This is a genomic window from Noviherbaspirillum sp. ST9, assembly GCF_048799745.1.
Taxonomy (GTDB): Bacteria; Pseudomonadota; Gammaproteobacteria; order Burkholderiales; family Burkholderiaceae_D; genus Noviherbaspirillum.
Genome location: NZ_JBLWFR010000004.1, coordinates 325,205 through 345,751, shown reverse-complemented (window position 1 = coordinate 345,751; position 20,547 = coordinate 325,205). Strand labels below are relative to the sequence as shown.

Genomic DNA, 20,547 nt, shown 5'->3' with positions numbered 1-20,547 from the left:
TCATTGGGATGCCCGTGAGCACCCCAATACACTAACGCGGTTCCCTCCCGCCCTCATTCTCATGACCTCCCCCGAAACCGGCCGCGGCAAGCATGGCCGCCGCCCGCGCATGCTGCTCAACAAGCTGCTCCCCTGGATGGTGCTCGCGCTGTCGCTGGCCGTGACCGCGGATCTCTGGCGCAACCAGCAGCGCAACGCCGAGCGCGTGCTGCAGAACGACTTCGACTTCCATGTGCATGAAGCCCTCGGCCTGATCGAGGAGCGCATCGGCGACTACGAGAACATCCTGCGCGGGACTGCCGTATTGTTCTACGCGTCCAAGGATGTCGACGGTGATGAATTCAACGCCTACGTGCAACGGCTGGAGCTTGCGCGAACCCACCCCGGCATCCGGGAGATGGTCTTCGTCAGCGCCGTCCCGCGCGCCGACAAGAAGCCCTTCCTTGCGCGCATGCGCAAGGAAGTCCGTTCCGGTTTCACGATCACGCCGGAGACCGATCATCCGCTCCTCGCCCCCGTGACCTACCGTGTTCCACTCGAGGGTGAGCCGGAGAATACGACCGGACTTGATCTCCTCAGCATACCCTCGCATCAAGCAGCGCTCGAGCATGCGTCCGAGTACCGCAGCATCGCAATTTCCACCGCCTTTCCCCTGCCGGCCAGCCCGTCACGGCCGCAAGGAATGGGTGTGGCGATGTACGTCCCGGTGTACCGTTTCGACCCTGTCGAAAATCGCGACGTCCACCTCGGCTGGATCGGTGCGCCGATCCGGGTCGACAGCCTCATGTCGGCGGTGACCACGGAAATCGGCGTGGAACTCGATGTGGAAATCCGCGACGGCGCCTTGATCTCCGCGTCGGCGAATATGCGCGACAAGAACGGCTGGCCCATGCAGATCGACAAGGGAGAGGGCCGGTATCGCACGCGTACCCGCATGCAGGTGGCGAACCGCGAATGGGAAGTGACCGTGCAATCCCTGCCCGCCTTCGAGGCACGTCTCGACAGGAGCGGCGCCGTGCAGGCCTGGTTTGGCGCCGGCGTCAGCATCCTCCTCATGATCATCACCTGGCAGCTTGCCGGCAGCCGAGACCGGGCGCTTAAGGCGGCACGCGAAATGAACCAGGAGCTGATCGAGCGCGAGCGGCGCTACCGCCAGATGTTCGAAGACAGCGCCTCGATCGCCTTCCTGCTCGATCCCTCCAACGGCCGCATCGTGGACGCCAATGTCGCTGCCGCCGCATTCTGGGGGTATCCCGTGACCGCGCTGCGCCGGATGACGATCGACGAGATCGACACCGCACCACAGGACGGAATCCACGCGCTGATGCAGCAGGTGACCGCCGGCACCGTATCGCGCTTTGAGTGCCGTCACAAACTCGCAAGCGGCGACATGCGCGAGGTCGAGCTTTACGCCGGCACGCTCGACTACAAACAGCGGGTCCTGATCTACGCCATCCTGCACGACATCACCGGGCGCAAGCAGGCAGAGCTCGCATTGCGCAGCAGCGAAGAGCGCTTCCGGCTGATCGCAGAAAACACCGGCGATGTGATCTGGATGATGGATGCCGACACGCTCAACTTCACCTATATCAGTCCTTCGATCCAGCGACAGCGCGGCTACACAGCGGAGGAAATCGTCGCCTTGCACAGCCATGTCGGGCGCCGCCCGCAACCGGCGGCCACGGGCGCCATGCCGAAAATGGGCCACCGCCTGCACGAGCGCATCCGCCGTTTCATGAACGGTGATGAATCGCAGCGGCGCGAAATCAAGGAGATCGACCAGCAGCACAAGGATGGCCGCATGATCCCGGTGGAGATCGAGTCCACCCTGCTGTGCGACGCGGACAATATTCCACGTTCACTGATCGGCGTATCGCGTGACATTTCCGCAAGGCGTCAGGCGCAGGAAGAGCAGAAGCGCTTCGTGGCCATGGTGTCGCATGAATTCCGCACGCCGCTGGCAACGATCGACGGCGCCGTGCAACGCTTGCTGTCCACCTCTGGCCATGCCGACGACGCCACGCGCAAGCGCCTGGTCAAGATCGAAAAATCGGTGGACCGCCTGACGGCCCTGCTCGACGACTACCTGACACAGGAGCGCTTCGACACCGCGGGACAGGGATTGCACCTGAGCCAGGCGTCACCGCGGTCGATGCTGCAGGATTGCGCCGATTCCGCGCGCGCACTGACGGCGGACCACATCATCACGGTCGATGCGACGGAACTGCCCGACACCATCACCTGCGATGCCGACCGCCTGCGACTGACCTTGCGCATCCTCGCCGACAACGCCGTCAAGTACACCCCGCCCGACACCCGGATCACGCTCATGGGACGCAATGCGCCGCAGGGGGGCATCGAATTGCAGGTGGCCGACAACGGACGCGGGATCGACGACGAGGAATTGCCGCACATCTTCGACAAGTTCTTCCGCGGCCGCTCGGCGGCACGGGAGGCGGGTTCCGGCCTGGGCCTGCACCTGGCGCGCGCGGTGGTGGAAATGCACGGCGGAACGCTGGTCGCGCGCAACCGTGTGGAAGGCGGCGCGCAGTTTACGCTCTGGCTTCCCGCCCAGGTCGAACGCACCAGTATCGGTCCTGTGAGAATTGGATAGTTTTCACCCCCCTTCGATTTCCTACAATCAACGACATGAATAAACCGTCTCATTGACGCACACCGATTCCGCACACCATGGCTTCCATTGTCATTGTTGAAGACAACCTGTCGTACGCAGAAGACGTCGCCGACTATCTCACCGAGAACGGCCACGACGTCAGAATCAGCGGCACCGCTGAATCGATGTGGACGACGCTCAGCCAGGCCAGCGCCGAGGTGATCCTGCTCGACCTGGGCCTGCCCGACGATTCCGGGTTCAATATCATCCCGCGCCTGCGCGAGCTGTATCCGGAATCCGGCGTCCTGGTCCTGACCGCGCGTGTCATGCTGGACAGCCGCATCCTCGGGCTCCACCTGGGCGCGGACAATTACCTGACCAAACCGATCAAGTTTCCCGAACTGGCCGCCCATATCGAAGCCCTGTCGCGCCGCGTCCGCACGCGCGCAAAGGAGTCGGCGCAGCCTGCCTGGTCGTTGAACAAGAGCGAGCGCCAGTTGCTGATGGCGGGCGCAAGCGCCATCGATCTGACGGAGAAGGAATTCAAGCTGCTGCACATGCTTGCGCTCACCACACAGCCGATTCCGCGCGATTCGCTGATGATCGGCCTGGGCGGCGACCAGTACGAAGACACCAAGAAGATGGACATGCTGGTCTACCGCCTGCGCAAGAAGGTCAAGCTGGCCGTCGGCGCCGAACTTCCCTTGCGCAGCGCCTATGGCGAAGGCTACAGCCTGTCCGTTGCCATCAACCTTCTGTAAAGCATCCAGCATGTCCCGCGCACTATCCGCAGTAAAGAGCATTGACCGGCTGCACCCGCACATTCTGTATCCGGCAGCGATCGGTCTCCTTGGAGGCGCCGGCATCCTGGCTGTCGGCGGAATGAGCTGGACGGCCAGTGTTCTTGGCGTCTCACTCGCCGCTGCCGGCGCTGCCGCCGCATTCCGTCTCAACGTCCGCCATCACGCCTTCCGCGATGCCGTCGCCAACTATCTCCACTCGCAGCGGCACTTCAGCGAGCAGGTCGTTCCCGTCTGGACCGGACATATCGAGACCTCGCGCGAACAAATGGAAACCGCGATTTCCGAACTGAGCGAAGACTTCGGCCGGATCGTTGACCAGCTCGACAATACGGTGCATTCCGCCAGCATGGCGACAGGCTCCATTGACGACCGCGAGAACGGCCTGATGGCCGTCTTCGACCACAGCGAGAAGCGCCTGGGCGAGGTCGTCTCCTCACAGCGCATGGCGATGCACAGCATGACGACCATGCTTGAAAAGGTGCAGGGCCTGGATCAGTTCATCGTCGAGCTGCAGGACATGGCGACGGAGGTGGCCAAGATCGCGGCACAGTCCAACCTGCTCGCGCTCAATGCCGCGATTGAAGCGGCGCGCGCCGGCGAAATGGGGCGCGGCTTCGCGGTGGTGGCCAAGGAATTCCGCATGCTGTCCAACCAGTCCGGCGAGACAGGCAGGCATATCGCCGAGAAGGTCGGCGTCATCAGCGCCGCCATCCTCGCGACCTGCAAGGCGGCCGAAGAGTCCGTGCGGCAGGAAGACGGCGCGATGCTGGAATCCGAGCAGACGATCAGCGCCGTGCTGGACGAGTTCCGCACGATCACCGATGCCTTGCAGGAGTCGAGCCGGCTGTTGAAGGACGAGAGCATCGGCATCAAGGATGAAATCGGCCAGGCACTGGTGCAGCTGCAATTCCAGGACCGCGTCAACCAGATCCTGACGCAGGTGAAGACGAATATCGCGCACCTGCCGGACCATCTCGCGCAAAACAGCGATCGTTTCTGCGACGGCGGCGACCTGGTACCGCTCGACCCCGCGCCGCTCCTGCTCGAAATGAAGAAGAACTACGTGATGTCGGACCAGCGGGCGGTCCATCGCGGCGACAAGGTTGTGGCCCGCGACGAGAGCGACATTACATTTTTCTAGAGAGGCCATATGACCAAGACCATCATGATCGTGGACGACTCCGCTTCAATGCGGCAGGTGGTGGGCATCGCGCTCAAGGGCGAAGGCTACACCGTGATCGAAGGCCGCGACGGCAAGGATGCGCTGTCAAAGCTGACCGGACAGAAAGTGCACCTCATCATCAGCGACGTCAACATGCCGGTGATGGATGGCATCACCTTCCTGAAGGAAGTGAAGCAGTTGCCGAACTACAAGTTCACGCCGATCCTCATGCTGACGACGGAATCGGAAGAATCGAAAAAACGTGAAGGACAGGCGGCCGGCGCGCGTGCCTGGATGGTCAAGCCGTTCAAGTCGGAACAATTGCTGAGCGCCGTCCAGAAGCTCTGCCTTCCCTGACAACACCCCTAATCGGAGATTTCCATGGATTCTGCTGACCAGCGGAAGGGCGCCTTGTTGCGCCTTGAAGGCGAAATGAGCATCTACAAGGCCGCGGAACTGAAGCAGACGCTGCTCGCCGCCGTCCCTGCAGCGGGCACGCTGGAGGCCGACCTGTCCGGTGTGACCGAGATGGATACTGCCGGCCTGCAGTTGCTGATGCTGGTGAAAAAGACCGCGCAGGAGCGTGGCGTCGACCTGAAGCTGGTCAACCACAGCCCGGCGGTCGTGGACGTCTTCGAGCTGCTGAACCTCGGCACCTTCTTCGGCGACCCGCTCGTCATCCCGCCCCGCTCCGCCAACCCCAATCCTTCCGCGAGATAACGCAATGAATCTTGACCAGGCACTGCAAACCTTCATCGCCGAAAGCAAGGAACTGCTGGAGGACATGGAGAACGCGCTGCTCGCCATCGAGCAGACGGAAGACCGCAGCGAAAACGTGAATGCGATCTTCCGCGCGGCGCACACCATCAAGGGTTCCTCCGGCCTGTTCGGACTGGACCACATCGTTTCCTTCACGCACGTGGTCGAAAGCGTGCTCGACCAGGTTCGCGGCGGCAAGCTGGCGATCAGCGACGCGCTGGTATCGCTGCTGCTCGCCTGCGGCGACCATATCGGCGCGCTGGTCAACACCGTGGCCGCCGGCCAGATGGAGGCCGACGACAGGAACACCGAGCGCGGTGTGCCGCTGATTGAGAAATTGCGCACCTATCTTGCAGCCACACCGGCGGCGCCTGCCAAGGCCGCCGCGCTCGTTCCGGAGGAACCGGCGCAGGTCGAGCGCGTCGACAGCGATACAGTGGAGTCGGATCACTGGCACATCTCGCTGCGCTTCGGACGCGACGTGCTGAGAAACGGCATGGATCCGCTGAATTTCATCCGCTACCTCGGCACGCTGGGCAGCATCGTCGGCATCGCGACCCTGCCCGATGCGATTCCGGATGCGGACGCGATGGATCCCGAAAGCTGCTACCTCGGCTATGAAATCGCCTTCCGCAGCGACGCCGACAAGGCCACCATCGAGAACGTCTTCGATTTCGTGCGCGACGACTGCAGGCTCCGCATCCTGCCGCCGAAGAGCCGGATATCCGATTACGTCCGCATGCTGCGCGAGATTCCGGAACAATCCGTGCGCATCGGCGAACTGCTCATGCGATGCGGCACGATCACGGCCCAGGAACTGGACGCGGCACTGAACACCCAGGTCGGCGCGGAGGCGGCGCAACCGATCGGCCAGATCCTGATCGAGCAGCGCGCCGTGCAGCCGGAAGTGGTGGAAGCCGCGCTGACCAAACAGAAACAGATGCGCGATACGCATGCCCAGGAGAGCAAGTCGATCCGCGTCGATGCCGACAAGCTCGACCAGCTGATCAACCTGGTCGGCGAGCTGATCATCGCGGGCGCGGGCGCCAACCTGATCGCCCGTCGCGCCCACGCAACCGAGCTGACCGAAAGCATGTCCAAGGTCGCCAGCCTGGTCGAAAGCGTGCGCGACAGCGCGCTGCAGCTGCGCATGGTCAAGATTGGCGCGACCTTCAACCGCTTCCAGCGCGTCGTGCACGACGTGGCGCGGGAGCTGGGCAAGGACATCGCGCTCGAGGTTGCAGGCGAGGACACCGAACTCGACAAGACCGTGGTGGAAAAGATCGGCGATCCGTTGACCCACCTGGTGCGCAATGCGATGGACCATGGCATCGAACCTGCCGAAGTACGCGCCGCGCACGGCAAGCCTGCGCGCGGCACCGTCCGTCTGGATGCCTGCCACGATTCGGGCAGCATCGTGATTTCCGTCAGCGACGACGGCGGCGGCCTCAAGCGTGACAAGATTCTCGCGAAGGCGATCGAGCGCGGACTGGTCGAGCCGGGCCATCACCTGGCGGATGAAGAGGTCTACAAGCTCATTTTCGAACCCGGCTTTTCGACCGCCGACCAGATCAGCAATCTTTCCGGCCGCGGCGTCGGCCTCGATGTAGTCAAGCGCAACATCACCGCACTGCGGGGAACCGTCACCATCCACTCGGAAGAAGGTGTCGGTACATCGGTCATGGTCCGTCTTCCGCTGACCCTGGCCATCATCGACGGCTTCCTCGTCGAAGTGGGCAAGTCGGTGTTCGCGATCCCGCTCGACATGATCGAAGAATGCGTCGCCTATTCCGCCGAGCCGGGGCATGACTACACCAACCTGCGTGGACAGGTCCTCCCGTTCATCCGGCTGCGCGAGCTGTTCGAGGTGGAGGGCGAGCCCCAACGGCGGGAAAACATCGTCGTGCTCAAGCATGCCGGGCAAAAGGCGGGACTGGTGGTAGACCGGCTCCTCGGCGAGTTCCAGACGGTCATCAAACCGCTCGGCAAGATGTTCAGTCAGGTGAAGTGCATCAGCGGCTCCACCATCCTCGGCAGCGGCGAAGTCGCACTGATCCTCGATGTCCCCGCACTGGTCCAGCACGCCACACGCGTTCCGGTCCATTCCAACAAGGTCAACACGGGCGTCCCTGCCCTCGCATAACGAATAACCCTACACAGGAGAAGCAGCATGTTCAACAACATCAAGATTTCGGTCAGGCTGATCGTCAGCTTCCTGCTGATCGTCTCGTTCAGCGTGGTCGTCGGCGTCATCGGCATCATCAATTCTGGCAAGATCAATGACAAGGCGGATGACATGTATGCGCAAGACTTGATCGGTCTGTCGCATATCAAGGAAGCCAACATCAACCTGATCTACGTCGGGCGCGCGCGTTCGAACTATCTTCTTGCGACGTCGCAGGAAGAACGCCAGCGCCATCTCGCGTCCATCAACAAGAGCAGCGCAGCGGTGAAGGATTACCTGGACAAGGCGAAACCCCTCTTCGTTACTGCAAAGGCCAAGCAAATCTTCGCCGAAGTCGACAAGAACTGGGGCGATTACCAAAGGGATATGCAACAGGCCATGACGCTTGCCGCAAGTGAAAAGCTGAACCAGCAAAGCGACGCGCTCACGAATGCATTGGCCAAGGTCCGCGACCAAGCCAATGAGCTGGACGATCAGCTCAGCGTGCTGACCCAATTGAAGGAAGAGCGCGCCAAGGCGGCTGCCGACGAGACCACGGAGCTGTATCACACGAGTCGCAACCAGATGATCACGGCCATCGCCGTGGCCGCCATCCTCGGCCTCGGCCTCGGCTTCCTGATCAGCCGCAGCGTCACCGTTCCGCTGAACCAGGCCAAGGATGCGGCTACCCGTCTGGCAGAAGGCGACCTGACGGTGAAAATCAATTCCACCGCCAAGGACGAAACCGGTCAGATGCTGCAGGCCATGCAGGCGATGATCACCAAGCTGTCGCAGGTGGTCGGCGACGTCAATAGCGGCGCGCAGGCACTGGCCAGCGCGGCGGAAGAAGTCAGCGCAACGTCGCAATCGCTGTCCCAGGCATCAAGCGAGCAGGCCGCCAGCGTGGAAGAAACCAGCGCGTCCATCGAACAGATGACGTCCTCGATCGCCCAGAACACCGAGAACGCCAAGGTCACCGACGCCATGGCCAGCAAGGCCGCGCTGGAAGCGGCGGAAGGCGGCGAATCGGTCAATGCCACCGTGGCGGCCATGCAGCAGATCGCGAAGAAGATCAGCATCATCGACGACATCGCGTACCAGACCAACCTGCTGGCGCTGAATGCCGCGATTGAAGCGGCGCGTGCCGGCGAGCACGGCAAGGGATTCGCGGTCGTGGCCGCCGAAGTCCGCAAGCTGGCGGAACGCAGCCAGGTCGCCGCGCAGGAAATCGGCGAAGTTGCCAGCAGCAGCGTGGAGCTCGCGGAGAAAGCCGGCAAGCTGCTGGCGGAAATGGTGCCGAGCATCAAGAAGACCTCCGACCTGGTGCAGGAAATCTCCGCGGCATCGTCCGAGCAGTCTTCCGGCGTCGGCCAGATCAATTCCGCTGTCGGACAGTTGAGCCAGACCACGCAGCAGAACGCGTCCAGTTCGGAAGAACTCGCCGCGACCGCGGAGGAAATGAGCAGCCAGGCCGAGCAATTGCAGCGCACGATGTCCTTCTTCAAGCTGGAAGGCGCGTCGGTCATGCGTGCGGTGCAGGGCGGCAAGCCGCGTACTCAATCGCGCGGCAAAACGGCAGCTGAACCGACAGGTGGTTACCGCGTGGCGGGCAACCTGGCGCTCGCAGCCGCCGGGGATGTCGACGAGTCGCAGTTCACCAAGTTCTGACGGGGGCCGCGATGAGTGCAGTCGTCCAATCCAGGAGTGCGCCTGCGGCGCTGCAGGTCGCAGCGGAGCAGAAGCAGTACCTCACCTTCATGCTCGGCGGCGAGATGTTCGCCATCGGCATCCTCGGCATCAAGGAAATCATCGAGTACGCCGGGCTGACCGAGGTACCGATGATGCCGGAATGCATACGCGGCGTGATCAATCTGCGCGGCGCGGTGGTGCCGGTGCTGGATCTGTCGGTGCGCTTCGGAAAACCGTCCACGGCGGTGACCAAGCGCACCTGCATCGTGATCGTGGAAGTCGAGTCCGACGACGGCCGCCAGGATATGGGCATCGTCGTCGATGCGGTCAACGCCGTGCTCGAGATCCCCGCGTCCGAAATCGAACCGCCGCCGACCTTTGGCGCCAAGATCCGTACCGATTTCATCGAGGGCATGGGCAAGGTCCAGGGCAAGTTTGTCATCCTGCTGAACGTGGACCAGGTGTTGTCGAACGAAGAAATCGGCGCGCTCGCCCAGGTGCATGATGCGGCCGCCATGCTGCCGGAACATTAACCTGCTGCAAGAGGTGGAAGCGATGTTCGAAGCCGCAACCCTCACGGACAAGGAATTCTCGCAATTCCAGCATTTCATCTATGAGGCGGCAGGCATTACCCTGCCGTCGACAAAGAAGCCCCTCGTCAGCGGCCGGCTCGCCAAGCGGCTGAAGGCCCGGGGCCTCGGCAGTTACGGCGATTACTTTGCGCTGCTGTCCAGCGGGAAGGCGGCCGATGAGGTGCAGACCGCGATCGATCTCCTGACCACCAATGAAACCTACTTCTTCCGGGAGATGCAGCACTTCGACCTGCTGCGCGAGCTGGCGCGGCAGGCGCGCGGGAGAAGCGAGGAGTTCCGCGTGTGGAGTGCCGCCAGCTCCACCGGGGAAGAAGCATTCAGTGTCGCCATGGTGCTCGCCGACACACTCGGCATGGGCGCATGGTCGGTGCTGGGCACCGACATCAGCACGCGCGTGTTGCAGGCGGCCGAGCATGCGCACTATCCGATGGACCGCGCAAGGCACGTGCCGCCCGACTACCTGAAGCGTTTCTGCCTGCGCGGCGTCGGCCCGCAGGAAGGCACGCTCCTGATCAACCGCAGCTTGCGCCCGCGCGTGCAATTCCGTCATGCCAACCTGAATGCGGCGCTTCCCGACCTGGGGCGTTTCGACGTCGTGTTCCTGCGCAATGTGATGATCTACTTCAACGACGACACCAAGCGCCAGGTGGTGGCGCGCGTGGCGTCGGCGCTGCGGCCGGGCGGACACTTTTTCATCGGTCATTCGGAAAGCCTGAACGGCATCAACGCCGGGCTGGCGATGACGGCGCCGTCGATCTACCGGAAGCCCTGACCATGTTTTCTGCCAATGCCAGGGAGATCTTCCTTCGTCCGGGCGATGTCGCGGGCGGCGATGCCCGTCATGTTTTCCGGACGACGCTCGGCTCCTGCGTATCGATCACGCTCTGGCATCCGGACCGGCGCGCCGGCGCCATGTCGCACTTCCTCCTGCCGAGTCGCGGCAAGGCGGGGCACCGAGACCTCGACGGCCGCTACGCAGACGAGGCCGTACCGCTGATGTTGCGCGAACTGGTGCGCCTCGGCGTCGATCCCGCCGAATGCCACGCCAAGATCTTCGGCGGTGGCCGGATGTTCCCTGCAGGGCCGCTCAGGAGCGGGCCGGTGGGCGAACGCAACGGCGAGATCGCGCGGCAGCTGCTGGCGGCTCGCGGTATACGCACGGTGGCGGAAGACCTGTTCGGGCACGGCCACCGTGAGCTGGTGTTCGAGGTGGCGACCGGCGACGTCTGGGCGCGCCAGGTGCCGCCCGGCGACACGGACAGAAGGAGGCCACGATGAAGCGCATCAAGGTGATGGTCGTCGACGACTCGGCCGTCGTGCGTCAGGTTCTTGCCGGACTGCTGGAAGCCGACCCGGGCATCGAGGTGCTCTGCGCGGTGGCCGATCCCCTGCTGGCAATGACGCGCATGAAGACGCAATGGCCGGACGTCATCGTGCTCGACGTGGAAATGCCGCGCATGGACGGCATCACCTTCCTGCGCAAGATCATGGCCGAGCGGCCGACGCCGGTGGTCATCTGCTCGACCCTGGCGGAAAAGGGCGCGAAGACGTCAATGGAAGCGCTCGCCGCCGGTGCGGTCGCCGTCATCACCAAACCCAGGCTCGGCATCAAGCAATTCCTCAATGACAGCTGCGACGACCTCGTGGCGACCGTGAAGACTGCCGCGCTCGCCAATGTGACGCGGCTTGCGGTGCGCGAAAAGAACACCGCCGACGCCGTGCTGCCTCCCCTGGAAGGCCGAAGCGCCATGACCCAGACCACCGAACGCGTCGTGGCCATCGGCACGTCGACCGGCGGCACGCAGGCGCTGGAAGTGGTACTGACGTCGCTGCCCCGTGTCTGCCCCGGCATCGTCATCGTGCAGCACATGCCGGAAAAGTTCACCGCCGAATTCGCCGCCCGTCTCGACAGCATCTGCAAGATCAACGTGAAGGAAGCGCAGAACAACGACCGTGTGGTCCCCGGCCTGGCGCTGATCGCACCGGGCGGCAAGCACTTGCTGCTGCGGCGGCGCGGCGCGCAGTATTTTGCGGAAGTGGTGGACGGCCCGCTGGTGAACCGTCACCGGCCGTCGGTCGACGTGCTGTTCCGTTCCGTCGCCAAATCGGCGGGAGCGAATGCCCTTGGGGTCATCATGACCGGGATGGGCGACGACGGCGCCGCCGGCCTGCTGGAGATGCGCAATGCCGGCGCGCGAACCGTCGCGCAGGATGAGGAAAGCTGCGTCGTCTACGGCATGCCGAAAGAGGCGGTGCAGCGCGGCGCCGTGGAGAAGACGGTGGCGCTGAATGCCATCGCGCGCGAGATCCAGGCGCAGTATTCCGTCATCGGCTGACTTACCAGACTGTGTACACCTGCCCCGTCTGCAGACCGTCCACGCTCTTCACATAGGCCTGCGCCACGCGACTCGCGGGCACTGTTTCAAAGCCGTGGAAGTAGGGGCCGTAGCTTTCCAGCGATTCCGTCAGGATGGTCGGGCTCACCACGTTGATGCGCAGGCCGCGCGGCAGTTCGATGGCGGCGCCGCGCACGAAGCCCTCGACGGCAGAATTGACCGCGGCGGCATTCGCACCGTAGCGGATCGGTTCCTTGCCGACGATGCCGGACGTCAGCGTGATCGAGCCGCCATCGTTCAGGTATTTCTGCGCGACCAGCGCGACATTGACCTGCCCCATCAGCTTGTGCTGCAGGCCGATGTTGAACTGTTCCGGCGTCATGTCGGACAACAATCCGAAGTGCACGTGCCCAGCTGCCACGACCACGGCATCCGCCTTGCCGGCCTTGTCGAAGAGTTTCTCGATGCTGGCGATATCGGCAATGTCGGCCTGGTACTGGCCGCTGTTCCTGCCGACGCACAAGACCTCGTGGCGGGCGGAAAGCTGTTCCGCGACTGCGCTGCCGATGGTGCCGGATGCGCCGATGACGATGACTTTCATGATGATCTCCTTCCAAGTGAGCAGCGCGCCATGCGCCAGCCGATGGAGCGATTATTGTTGCGAACCTGGAATGGATAAATGCGCTAGCATGAACAACATTACTAACCTTCAGTTAGCAATCAATGGACAAGCTGCGCAGCATGGAAGTCTTTGTCGCGGTGGTCGATGCGGGCAGCTTCACCGCCGCGGCCGAGGCGTTCGACATCTCGCCCGTCATGGTGGGCAAGCACATCCGGATGCTCGAGGAGCGCATCGGCGCGCGGCTGCTCACGCGCACCACGCGGCGGCAGAGCCTGACCGAGATTGGCCGCCAGTATGCAGAGCGGTGCCGCCAGATCCTGGCCGATATCCACGCGGCGGAGTCGGGGGCGGAAGCCATGCGCGCTACCCCGCGCGGCACGCTCAAGCTGAGCGCCCCGGTCTCCTTCGGCACCCACCGCATGGCGGCGGCGCTGGCGGATTACCTTGCGCTGTATCCCGAGGTCAGCGCCGACCTCAACCTCAACGACCGCGTAATCGACCTGGTGGAAGAAGGCTATGACGCCGCCGTGCGCATCGGCACGCTGGATGATTCCAGCCTCGTTGCGCGGCCGCTTGCGCCCTACCGCATGATGATCTGCGCGTCGCCCGGCTATCTCGCGCGTGCCGGCACGCCTCGCACGCCGGCCGACCTCGCGGCGCACCAGTGCCTGGATTTCATGCACTGGAACAAGCGCTTGCGCTGGCGGTTGAGTGACCCGCACGCTGAGGCGCCGGAGGTGCCAGCCAGTCGTTTCCGCTCGAACAACGGGCAGGCCTTGCGGATGGCGGCGCTGCGCGGGCATGGCATTGTGATGCAGACGGAAATCCTCCTGGCGGAGGACGTGGATGCGGGGCGGCTGGTGTCGCTGCTGGAGGATTATGTGCCGGCGCCACGGCCGATGCACCTCGTCTACCCGCGCGATCGGCAGGCGACGCCCAAGCTGACGACCTTTGTCGACTTCATGCTGGAACGATTCGGCGCATAAAAAAACCGGCATAGAAATGCCGGCTTGCGAGTTTGCGGTCTGAGGAGTGGGACGAACCGCAATGGATAGTTATTCGAACTTGCCCTTCGCGAGGAAATTCATCAGCTTGTCGACCTCGCCGCGCTCCGGCTGCTGCTGGTGGCTGTTGATGAATTTCTGGTAGGCGTTGGGATCGGTCTTGCTCAGTTCCGCGAATTCGGTCGCCGTCATCGGCTTTTGCGCAGGCCTGGCGGTCATCGCGCTGACGGACTTGACCGGGTCCTGCGCCGCCCCGGCCATGCCGATTGCCTGCATGATCTCCGGCGTGCGCACGCCAACGGCGCAGATGCCGATGAGAAGCATGACCAGTAGCGATTTCACGTTGTTCTCCTGCCTGTGGGAAAGGTTTTTGTGGTTGCGAGAAAGGTAACACAGGGTCAAAACGCGATACATACCATGAACATGTGAAACTGCCGGACAGGCTACACTTGCCTGCCAGGCGGACTCGATGGAGGAAGATGCATGAAGATTGCAGTAGTTGGATTCGGCGCGATCGGAGGATTGCTGGGTGCGCGGCTTGCGGCAGCGGGTTGCGATGTGAGCGCGGTCGCACGCGGCGCTACTCTCGCCGCGCTGGATACGCGCGGCGCCCGTGTGGTGGAAGGCGGGAAGGAAAGCAGTGTTCCCCTGCGCGCATCGGCGGACCCGGCTTCGCTCGGCGTGCAGGACGTGGTCATCGTCGCCGTCAAGGCAACCGGCCTCTCCGATGTGGCGCGCCGCATCGCGCCCTTGATCGGTCCGCGCACCGTCGTGCTGACGGCAATGAACGGCGTGCCGTGGTGGTTCTTCTCCAGCCCCGGCCTTCCCTACGCGGGTACGCGCCTCCCCTGCCTCGATCCCGACGGCGACATCGAACGCGCGATCCCGAGCGCCCAGGTCATCGGCTGCGTCGTGCACCTGTCCGCCTCCTGCCCGGAACCGGGCATGGTGCGTCTCGGCTTCGGCAATCGGCTGATTATCGGCGAGCCCGGCGGCGGCATGTCGGCGCGCGTGGAGATGCTCGCGTCCGTGCTTGCCAAGGCCGGCTTTGAGGTGGAAGCAAGCAAGGATATCCGCAGCGACATCTGGTACAAGCTGTGGGGCAACATGACGATGAACCCGGTGTCGGCGCTGACCGGCGCCACCTGCGACCGCATCCTCGACGACCCGCTGGTGCACCGCTTCTGCCTGTCGGCGATGGCGGAGGCCGCCGCCATCGGCGCGAAGATTGGCTGCCCGATCGCCCAGAGCGGCGAAGACCGGATGGAAGTCACGCGCAAACTGGGCGCCTTCAAGACCTCCATGTTGCAGGATGCGGAAGCGGGCAAGGCGCTGGAGATCGATGCGCTGGTGACCTCAGTCCATGAAATCGGGAAGCTGGTCGGCGTGCCGACGCCGAACGTCGATGCCCTGCTCGGCCTGGTACGTCTCTTCGGCCAATCGCGCGCGCTGTACTAAAAACACTGCATGAACGTGCCGTTGCTCTGGCAGGGACGGCCGCCCTTGTCGAGGTAGGTGCCGCCCGTGCCGCCGTTGTAGCGCGTGCCGCCGCTCCAGCATCCGCCGGCATCGCAACCGGTGACGGGTGCCGGGCTTGCGGGAACGGCGGTTTGCGGCACTGCAGGCATGGGCACGCTTGGGATTGGCGGGGGCGGTGTGACCGGACGGTCGGCGAGCGCAGGCACTGCGCGGCGCGTCATCGGTTTCGCCTGCTTCGCTTCCTGCTCTTTTTTCTCGACGACGTCCGTGCTCGCGCACGCCGCAAGCGGAAGCGCGACCAGCAACAACGACACGAGACGAATAGCGGCCATGATGTCCTCCTTGGACAACGGCAATGACGACTCTATCCCCGTCCGGCAAATTCCTTGCGCAGGAAATCCGGCACCTTCGCCGCGCTCAGGGCGTTGACGCGGGCCAGCAGGGACGGATCGATACTACCGGCCCCATAGGTGCGGTCGAGGTGGCTGGCGGCATGGATCAGGACTTCGGCGCTCACTTCCGCATCCGCCTCCGCCCGGTGGGCGCTTCCCTTGAAGCGGATGCCGAGGGAAGACGACAGCGGAGAAAGCTTGTAGCTGGGCAAACCGGGAAACAGGCGGCGCGACAGTTTCAGCGAGCACACCGTCTGCTCGTGTCCTGTCGCCAGGCCCAGGTCGGCGGCTTCCGCCTTCAGGAACTTTTCATCGAAACTGGCGTTGTGCGCGGACAGCGTATCGCGCCCGATGAAGCGCAGCAGTTCCGGCACCACCTTCGACACGCAGGGCGCGCTGTCGACCATCTGCTGGGTGATGCCGGTGAGGCTGGTGATGAAGGCCGGGATCTCCACGCCGCAATTCACGAGCGACACGAAACGGTCGACGATGCGCGCCCCCTCGATGCGCAAGGCCGCCACTTCCGTGATGCGCGCGCCCATGCCGGGGCTGAGTCCGGTGGTTTCGAAGTCGAGCATGACGATGGGGCGCAGGTACATGGTGCGTGGGGAAGAGGTGGGAAGGGGCAGATTCTACGGCAAGCGACCCGCAATTGCGTGGTCTAATGGACAACGCCCGCGGCCAACGTCAGCTCCGTCCCCTCCTTGTGCAGGGCGACGCCGTTGCGTCCCTTCTCCTTCGCCGCATAGAGCGCGGCATCCGCCGCCGCAATCAGCGCGGCAGGCTGCTGGTTCCCCGTCGGATGCATCGCGGCAACACCAAAACTCGCGGTGACGCCGGAGGAAACACGCGAGGTGGCATGCGGGATCTGCAGGTCCACGATGGCGACGCGCATGCGTTCGGCAAGGAGGGCGGCATCGACTTCCGATGTGGCGGGCAGCAGCGCAACGAATTCCTCGCCGCCGAAACGCGCGACCAGGTCGGCGGGCCGCTGCGGAATGCCACGCATGCTGCGAGCGATCTGCTGCAGGCAGGCGTCCCCGGCCTGGTGGCCGTAATGGTCGTTGTAATTCTTGAAGCAATCGACGTCGACCATGATGAGCGCGAGCGGCGTGCCGTCGCGACGCGCCCTGCCCCATTCGATGTCCAGCCTGCGGTCGAACTCGCGGCGGTTGGCGATCTGCGTCAGCGCATCCTCGGCGGACAGCCTGGCAAGCAGTTCCACGGCATGGCTGAGTTCCTGGTTGCGTTCGTGTTCGCGCAGGCGCGCGAACCAGGCGCGGCGCTGGTCCTGGTCCATGCGGAAGTTCGCGATCAGGCTGATGGCGACGGCGGCGAAGCAGAACAGCCAGTTATTGAACCGCACTTCCGGCGGGATGCTATGGATGGTGCCAAGCGCCAGCCCGTAAATGACCGTCATCGCGACCGAGGTCACGAGCGCGCTGCGAAAACGCAGGCTGACCACGATATTGCCGAACAGGACGATGAGCGTGACGCCGGTCTGGTAGTGCGCGGCATTGGGATGCGTGCTGAGCCCGGCGATCCACGGCAGGCTGACACCGGCAACGATGAGCGTGGCCGAGAGGATGGCCTCGCGCCATGCCGCGTGCCGGATGCGATAGACGAAGAAGGTGCAGAACAGCAGGAGCGGCACGACGACGAGGAAACGGATCGCCCATGCCTTCGCATAGGCATCCGGGATCATCACCCGGTCGCTGATGGCAAAGGCACTGTAGAGCAGCACCGCGGCGAGCCCGGTCTTGCGCATGCGGCGTTCGCGCATGCGTTCCATTTCGATCTGGAATTCAGCTTCGACCTCATCGGGAAACCGACGGCGTCGGCCCCAGAAAGTATGTTCAAGTTCTGTTTGGGGCGCGGAAGGTGTCTCGTTGATTTTGTTATCCATGAGGTAAGCGGCACCGGGGAAGTCCGACGTTTCAGCTTAACGTGCTCGCCATGCCCCGTCCAGTGCATGCATCAAGTCAAAACGGCTTCACGTAACGGGCGACGACCAGCGTCTCGGCCGATGCGTCAGCAAGGTTGTTGGAATTGCGGCGCACCATCAGTGTCATGCCAAAGGTCGCGCCGGCGCCGGCAGGCATCTGGTAATTCAGCTGGGCGCGCATTTCGCGGCCCACCGGAACCATCGAAAATACCAGGCGCTCGCGCGACGCGCCGTTTCCGCCCGATCGCGGCAGCATGTCCACCGCAAACCTGCCCGAATAGCTGCGCATCGGCTGCGATAGCGAAACACTGAGCCGGTCACCGCGCCTGACACGGTCGGCGGCAACCAGTGCGAAAGAGAAGGTGTTGGTGCGCGCCCGGGCGATGTCGTTCGCCAGGCTGTCGCTGCTGCGTGCGCCCGGCGTGATTCCATATGCAGCCTGCCCGGCGATGGCCATCTTGGGCGAGATCTGATAGGCGCCGGATACCTGCAGCGCGGTGGACGACGGCCAGGAGCCGGCATAGGCTGGCGATTCCCGTATCGGCAACACGGACACCGACAGCGCGGCGTTGCCGAAGGAACGTGAGACTTCAACCACGCCGGGGGAAGGCGCCAACATGGATTCCAGTGAAAGATACGGATTGGCGAGCAAGGCATCCTGTGGCGGCAACAGGCCGAGGACGGATGTGGAATGCCCCGATTCGGATTCGAAGGAAACGGCGATGTCGCCGGCTTCGGCCGCTCCAGGTAAATCTTCCCCGTGCGCCGGCGCGGCGAACGCCGCCAGCACAGCCAGTGCAAACGCACCGGAGGGGAATGGATGATCAGCCAACATATATCGCCTTTCTCCGACAGGTCCGACGGAAAAAGGGCGGCACTGCGCCCGCGGCGGCCCCGCTGACTTGCTGCGCCCGCAGTGAAGTCCGGAAGCTTTGCGTCACCGCCTCTCGGCGGTTTTGCCCTTACGTCATATTTCCATTTTGCATCGCGAATCGGGAAATGCAAATGAAAACGCAGCAGAATGCCTGGCGTAAAGTCGCCGGCCCACAACAAGCTGTCAGGGTGACAAGCAAGCCGCCGGAAAAAGTAGAAAAAAGGAAAGACGGATTGCCAATTTCATTCGCGGAGACGTTGCACGCGCGCGCCGTCCGGCGCGTGCTCTTCCAGCCACTCGCGCCAGACCGCAAGGAGCACGGCAACGATCACCGGGCCGACAAACATGCCGACCAGGCCGAATGCCCCCAGGCCGCCGAGCACGCCGAACAGCACCAGCAGGAAGGGAATCTGCGCGGCGCTGCTGATCACCAGCGGGCGGATCAGGTTGTCCACCCAGCTCACCACCAGCGCGCCCCACAAGAGCAGCCCGATGCCGGCCAGCGTCTCGCCCGTCATCAGCAGCCACAGCCCGAGCGAACCCCAGATGACGGGCGCGCCGAAGGGGATGAGCGCGACCAGCGCCGTAAACGCGCCCAGTAGCGCCGGTGCATGGATGCCCGCGCCCCAATAGCCAAGACCGGCGAGCGTGCCCTGCGCGAGTGCCGTCAGCACCAGTCCATACAGCACCGCCTTGGTGGTGGCGCCGATGGCTTCCAGGTAACCCTCGGCGCGCGCACCGACGAACCGGCGCAGCACACGTCGCACCTGACCGAGCAGGTTCTCGCCATCCCGGTAGACAAACAGCACCGTCAGTACGGCCAGCCCCATCTTGGCGGCATTGCGGCCGACGCCGCCGACCAGCTCAGCGACCTGTCCGAACCAGTTCTGCGCCAGTTGCAGCGCTTCCGTGCGCAAGGCAGCGGGATCACCCGCGATGCGGTCGAGGATCTGCTGCAGCCGCTCGCCGATCCAGGGAATGTCCTTGACGATGGAGGGCAGGCGTTGCGGGCCCTCGTTGATGTAACCCGACACGGCCTGGTAGGCCAGCACGAATTCATTCTGCAGCAGGCCGATCAGGCCGAGCAGCGGCAGGACGAATGCCGCGGTCAGGAGCAGCGTCATCAGCAGCGCACTCGACGTCGCCGCACCGCGCAATCCCCTGCGCAGGCGGGCATAGATCGGCCAGGTGGCATAGGCGAGAATCAGCGCCCATACCACCGGCACGATGAACCAGCGCAAGGTCATGTAGGAAAGGACGAACAGTCCGCCCAGCAGCAGCCAGAGCAGGATCGCGCGCGTCCCGGCGGTGGATTCGCGAAGAGTCATGGTGAGGTCGTGTTCATCGGTCGAGCATCCTCATTGTGCTTCCTCCGCGGGCAGGCAGGCGCGAGGAAGATCAATCGAAGTCGAACAGTTCGCCGAGGAATCCTTTCTTCTTGCGATGGTGATAGTCGCCCTTGTGGCGATCATCCTTGTAACGATCATGCGTCGCATAGGTGCGCTCGTCGCGTTGCGGCCCGGCGGACTGGCGGCCGAAGCCTTCCGGGACCGGTGGAACGACGTCGGGCGCGGAACGTTCGATGATCTTGTCCAGTTCGCCGCGGTCGAGCCACACGCCGCGGCATTGCGGGCAGTAATCGATCTCGATGCCTTGCCGCTCGGACATGACGAGTTGCACATTGCTGCAGACGGGACATTGCATGCTTATCTCCTGTTCAAAAAATGCACCGGGCTGCATCGCAGGATGCAGCCCGGCATGGTGTTGACAGACATCAGTGGGTCATGCGCCGCAGTACGGTTCGCCCCACCCGGTCGACAGCACGGTTGATCGCGATGTACATGTCGGCCTCGGTATCCTCCGTCACGATGTCCGGCGCGCCGGCAAGCGTGATGTGGACGCTGCACTTCTTGTCGACACCGCCACGCGGTCCGTTCACATCGGCCAGGCGCACCGACACGTGCTGGACACGATCCGCCGCGTGCTTGAGAGCGAAGCGCAGGCGGCGCTCGGCGTGCTCGGCAAGTGCTTCGGTCAGCGGGAATCCCTGGGCATGGACATCGACTTTCATGACAACCTCCTGAATGTTCTTGGTTTCGGGCCGGTGCTGC

General features: G+C 63.8%; 22 protein-coding genes and 1 riboswitch. Of the genes, 13 read left to right on the top strand and 9 right to left on the bottom strand.

Annotated features, from left to right (window positions below):
• Positions 1-61: 61 nt before the first annotated feature.
• From ACNOHI_RS10745 to ACNOHI_RS10695, 11 genes are all read left to right on the top strand, one after another.
• A complete protein-coding gene (locus ACNOHI_RS10745; RefSeq protein WP_420474670.1) occupies positions 62-2,614 on the top strand; it encodes a CHASE domain-containing protein in 2,553 nt (850 codons plus the stop codon).
• 77 nt (positions 2,615-2,691) lie between these two features.
• A complete protein-coding gene (locus tag ACNOHI_RS10740) occupies positions 2,692-3,375 on the top strand; it encodes a response regulator transcription factor (RefSeq protein ID WP_420474669.1) in 684 nt (227 codons plus the stop codon).
• Positions 3,376-3,385: 10 nt separating this feature from the next.
• Positions 3,386-4,558, top strand: coding sequence for a methyl-accepting chemotaxis protein (locus tag ACNOHI_RS10735; protein WP_420474668.1), 1,173 nt, complete (start codon positions 3,386-3,388; stop codon positions 4,556-4,558).
• 9 nt (positions 4,559-4,567) lie between these two features.
• The gene (locus ACNOHI_RS10730; RefSeq protein ID WP_420474667.1) at positions 4,568-4,936 is read left to right on the top strand and encodes a response regulator; all 369 of its coding nucleotides are present in this window, start codon (positions 4,568-4,570) and stop codon (positions 4,934-4,936) included.
• A 24-nt stretch (positions 4,937-4,960) separates the two neighbouring features.
• Positions 4,961-5,299 (top strand): STAS domain-containing protein, encoded by a 339-nt coding sequence (locus ACNOHI_RS10725; protein ID WP_420474666.1) that lies wholly within the window; start codon positions 4,961-4,963, stop codon positions 5,297-5,299.
• Between the two features lie 4 nt (positions 5,300-5,303).
• Positions 5,304-7,481 carry a chemotaxis protein CheW gene (locus ACNOHI_RS10720; protein ID WP_420474665.1) on the top strand — a complete coding sequence of 726 codons (2,178 nt, stop codon included), beginning with the start codon at positions 5,304-5,306 and terminating at the stop codon, positions 7,479-7,481.
• A gap of 27 nt (positions 7,482-7,508) precedes the next feature.
• Positions 7,509-9,170, top strand: a complete 1,662-nt coding sequence (locus ACNOHI_RS10715) for a methyl-accepting chemotaxis protein (RefSeq protein ID WP_420474664.1) — start codon at positions 7,509-7,511, stop codon at positions 9,168-9,170.
• Between the two features lie 11 nt (positions 9,171-9,181).
• Positions 9,182-9,724: a chemotaxis protein CheW gene (locus ACNOHI_RS10710; protein WP_420474663.1), complete on the top strand. Its 543-nt coding sequence runs from the start codon at positions 9,182-9,184 to the stop codon at positions 9,722-9,724.
• 22 nt (positions 9,725-9,746) lie between these two features.
• On the top strand, positions 9,747-10,556 hold the full coding sequence (locus tag ACNOHI_RS10705; RefSeq protein ID WP_420474662.1) for a CheR family methyltransferase: 810 nt from the start codon (positions 9,747-9,749) through the stop codon (positions 10,554-10,556).
• Between the two features lie 2 nt (positions 10,557-10,558).
• Positions 10,559-11,062 carry a chemotaxis protein CheD gene (locus ACNOHI_RS10700; RefSeq protein WP_420474661.1) on the top strand — a complete coding sequence of 168 codons (504 nt, stop codon included), beginning with the start codon at positions 10,559-10,561 and terminating at the stop codon, positions 11,060-11,062.
• The gene (locus ACNOHI_RS10695) at positions 11,059-12,120 is read left to right on the top strand and encodes a protein-glutamate methylesterase/protein-glutamine glutaminase (protein WP_420474660.1); all 1,062 of its coding nucleotides are present in this window, start codon (positions 11,059-11,061) and stop codon (positions 12,118-12,120) included. Before ACNOHI_RS10700 ends, ACNOHI_RS10695 begins: the two co-directional genes overlap by 4 nt.
• Position 12,121: 1 nt before the next feature.
• On the opposite strand, the gene ACNOHI_RS10690 is transcribed toward ACNOHI_RS10695, so the two are convergent.
• Positions 12,122-12,721 (bottom strand): short chain dehydrogenase, encoded by a 600-nt coding sequence (locus ACNOHI_RS10690; RefSeq protein ID WP_420474659.1) that lies wholly within the window; start codon positions 12,719-12,721, stop codon positions 12,122-12,124.
• A gap of 122 nt (positions 12,722-12,843) precedes the next feature.
• On the opposite strand from ACNOHI_RS10690, the gene ACNOHI_RS10685 reads away from it, so the two are divergent.
• Positions 12,844-13,728, top strand: a complete 885-nt coding sequence (locus ACNOHI_RS10685; RefSeq protein ID WP_420474658.1) for a LysR family transcriptional regulator — start codon at positions 12,844-12,846, stop codon at positions 13,726-13,728.
• 69 nt (positions 13,729-13,797) lie between these two features.
• Here the strand turns inward: ACNOHI_RS10685 and ACNOHI_RS10680 are convergent, their stop codons facing one another.
• Positions 13,798-14,088, bottom strand: coding sequence for a hypothetical protein (locus ACNOHI_RS10680; RefSeq protein WP_420474657.1), 291 nt, complete (start codon positions 14,086-14,088; stop codon positions 13,798-13,800).
• Positions 14,089-14,229: 141 nt separating this feature from the next.
• On the opposite strand from ACNOHI_RS10680, the gene ACNOHI_RS10675 reads away from it, so the two are divergent.
• Entirely contained in the window at positions 14,230-15,204 is a 975-nt protein-coding gene (locus ACNOHI_RS10675) for a 2-dehydropantoate 2-reductase (protein ID WP_420474656.1), read from the top strand.
• On the opposite strand, the gene ACNOHI_RS10670 is transcribed toward ACNOHI_RS10675, so the two are convergent.
• The 7 genes from ACNOHI_RS10670 to ACNOHI_RS10640 all read right to left on the bottom strand — a co-directional run bounded on the left by ACNOHI_RS10670 (position 15,201) and on the right by ACNOHI_RS10640 (position 20,507).
• Complete coding sequence (locus ACNOHI_RS10670) at positions 15,201-15,557, bottom strand: hypothetical protein (protein WP_420474655.1); 357 nt, start codon at positions 15,555-15,557, stop codon at positions 15,201-15,203. The two genes, ACNOHI_RS10675 and ACNOHI_RS10670, sit on opposite strands and share 4 nt — an antisense overlap.
• Before the next feature lie 32 nt (positions 15,558-15,589).
• Positions 15,590-16,216 carry a PolC-type DNA polymerase III gene (locus tag ACNOHI_RS10665; protein ID WP_420474654.1) on the bottom strand — a complete coding sequence of 209 codons (627 nt, stop codon included), beginning with the start codon at positions 16,214-16,216 and terminating at the stop codon, positions 15,590-15,592.
• A 62-nt stretch (positions 16,217-16,278) separates the two neighbouring features.
• Entirely contained in the window at positions 16,279-17,523 is a 1,245-nt protein-coding gene (locus ACNOHI_RS10660) for a diguanylate cyclase domain-containing protein (RefSeq protein ID WP_420474653.1), read from the bottom strand.
• A gap of 76 nt (positions 17,524-17,599) precedes the next feature.
• A complete protein-coding gene (locus tag ACNOHI_RS10655; protein ID WP_420474652.1) occupies positions 17,600-18,397 on the bottom strand; it encodes a hypothetical protein in 798 nt (265 codons plus the stop codon).
• A gap of 49 nt (positions 18,398-18,446) precedes the next feature.
• Positions 18,447-18,533: riboswitch (cyclic di-GMP riboswitch) on the bottom strand.
• 145 nt (positions 18,534-18,678) lie between these two features.
• Positions 18,679-19,764 (bottom strand): AI-2E family transporter, encoded by a 1,086-nt coding sequence (locus ACNOHI_RS10650; RefSeq protein ID WP_420474651.1) that lies wholly within the window; start codon positions 19,762-19,764, stop codon positions 18,679-18,681.
• A gap of 70 nt (positions 19,765-19,834) precedes the next feature.
• Positions 19,835-20,140: a zf-TFIIB domain-containing protein gene (locus tag ACNOHI_RS10645; RefSeq protein WP_420474650.1), complete on the bottom strand. Its 306-nt coding sequence runs from the start codon at positions 20,138-20,140 to the stop codon at positions 19,835-19,837.
• 70 nt (positions 20,141-20,210) lie between these two features.
• A complete protein-coding gene (locus tag ACNOHI_RS10640; protein WP_420474649.1) occupies positions 20,211-20,507 on the bottom strand; it encodes an HPF/RaiA family ribosome-associated protein in 297 nt (98 codons plus the stop codon).
• Positions 20,508-20,547: the final 40 nt, after the last annotated feature.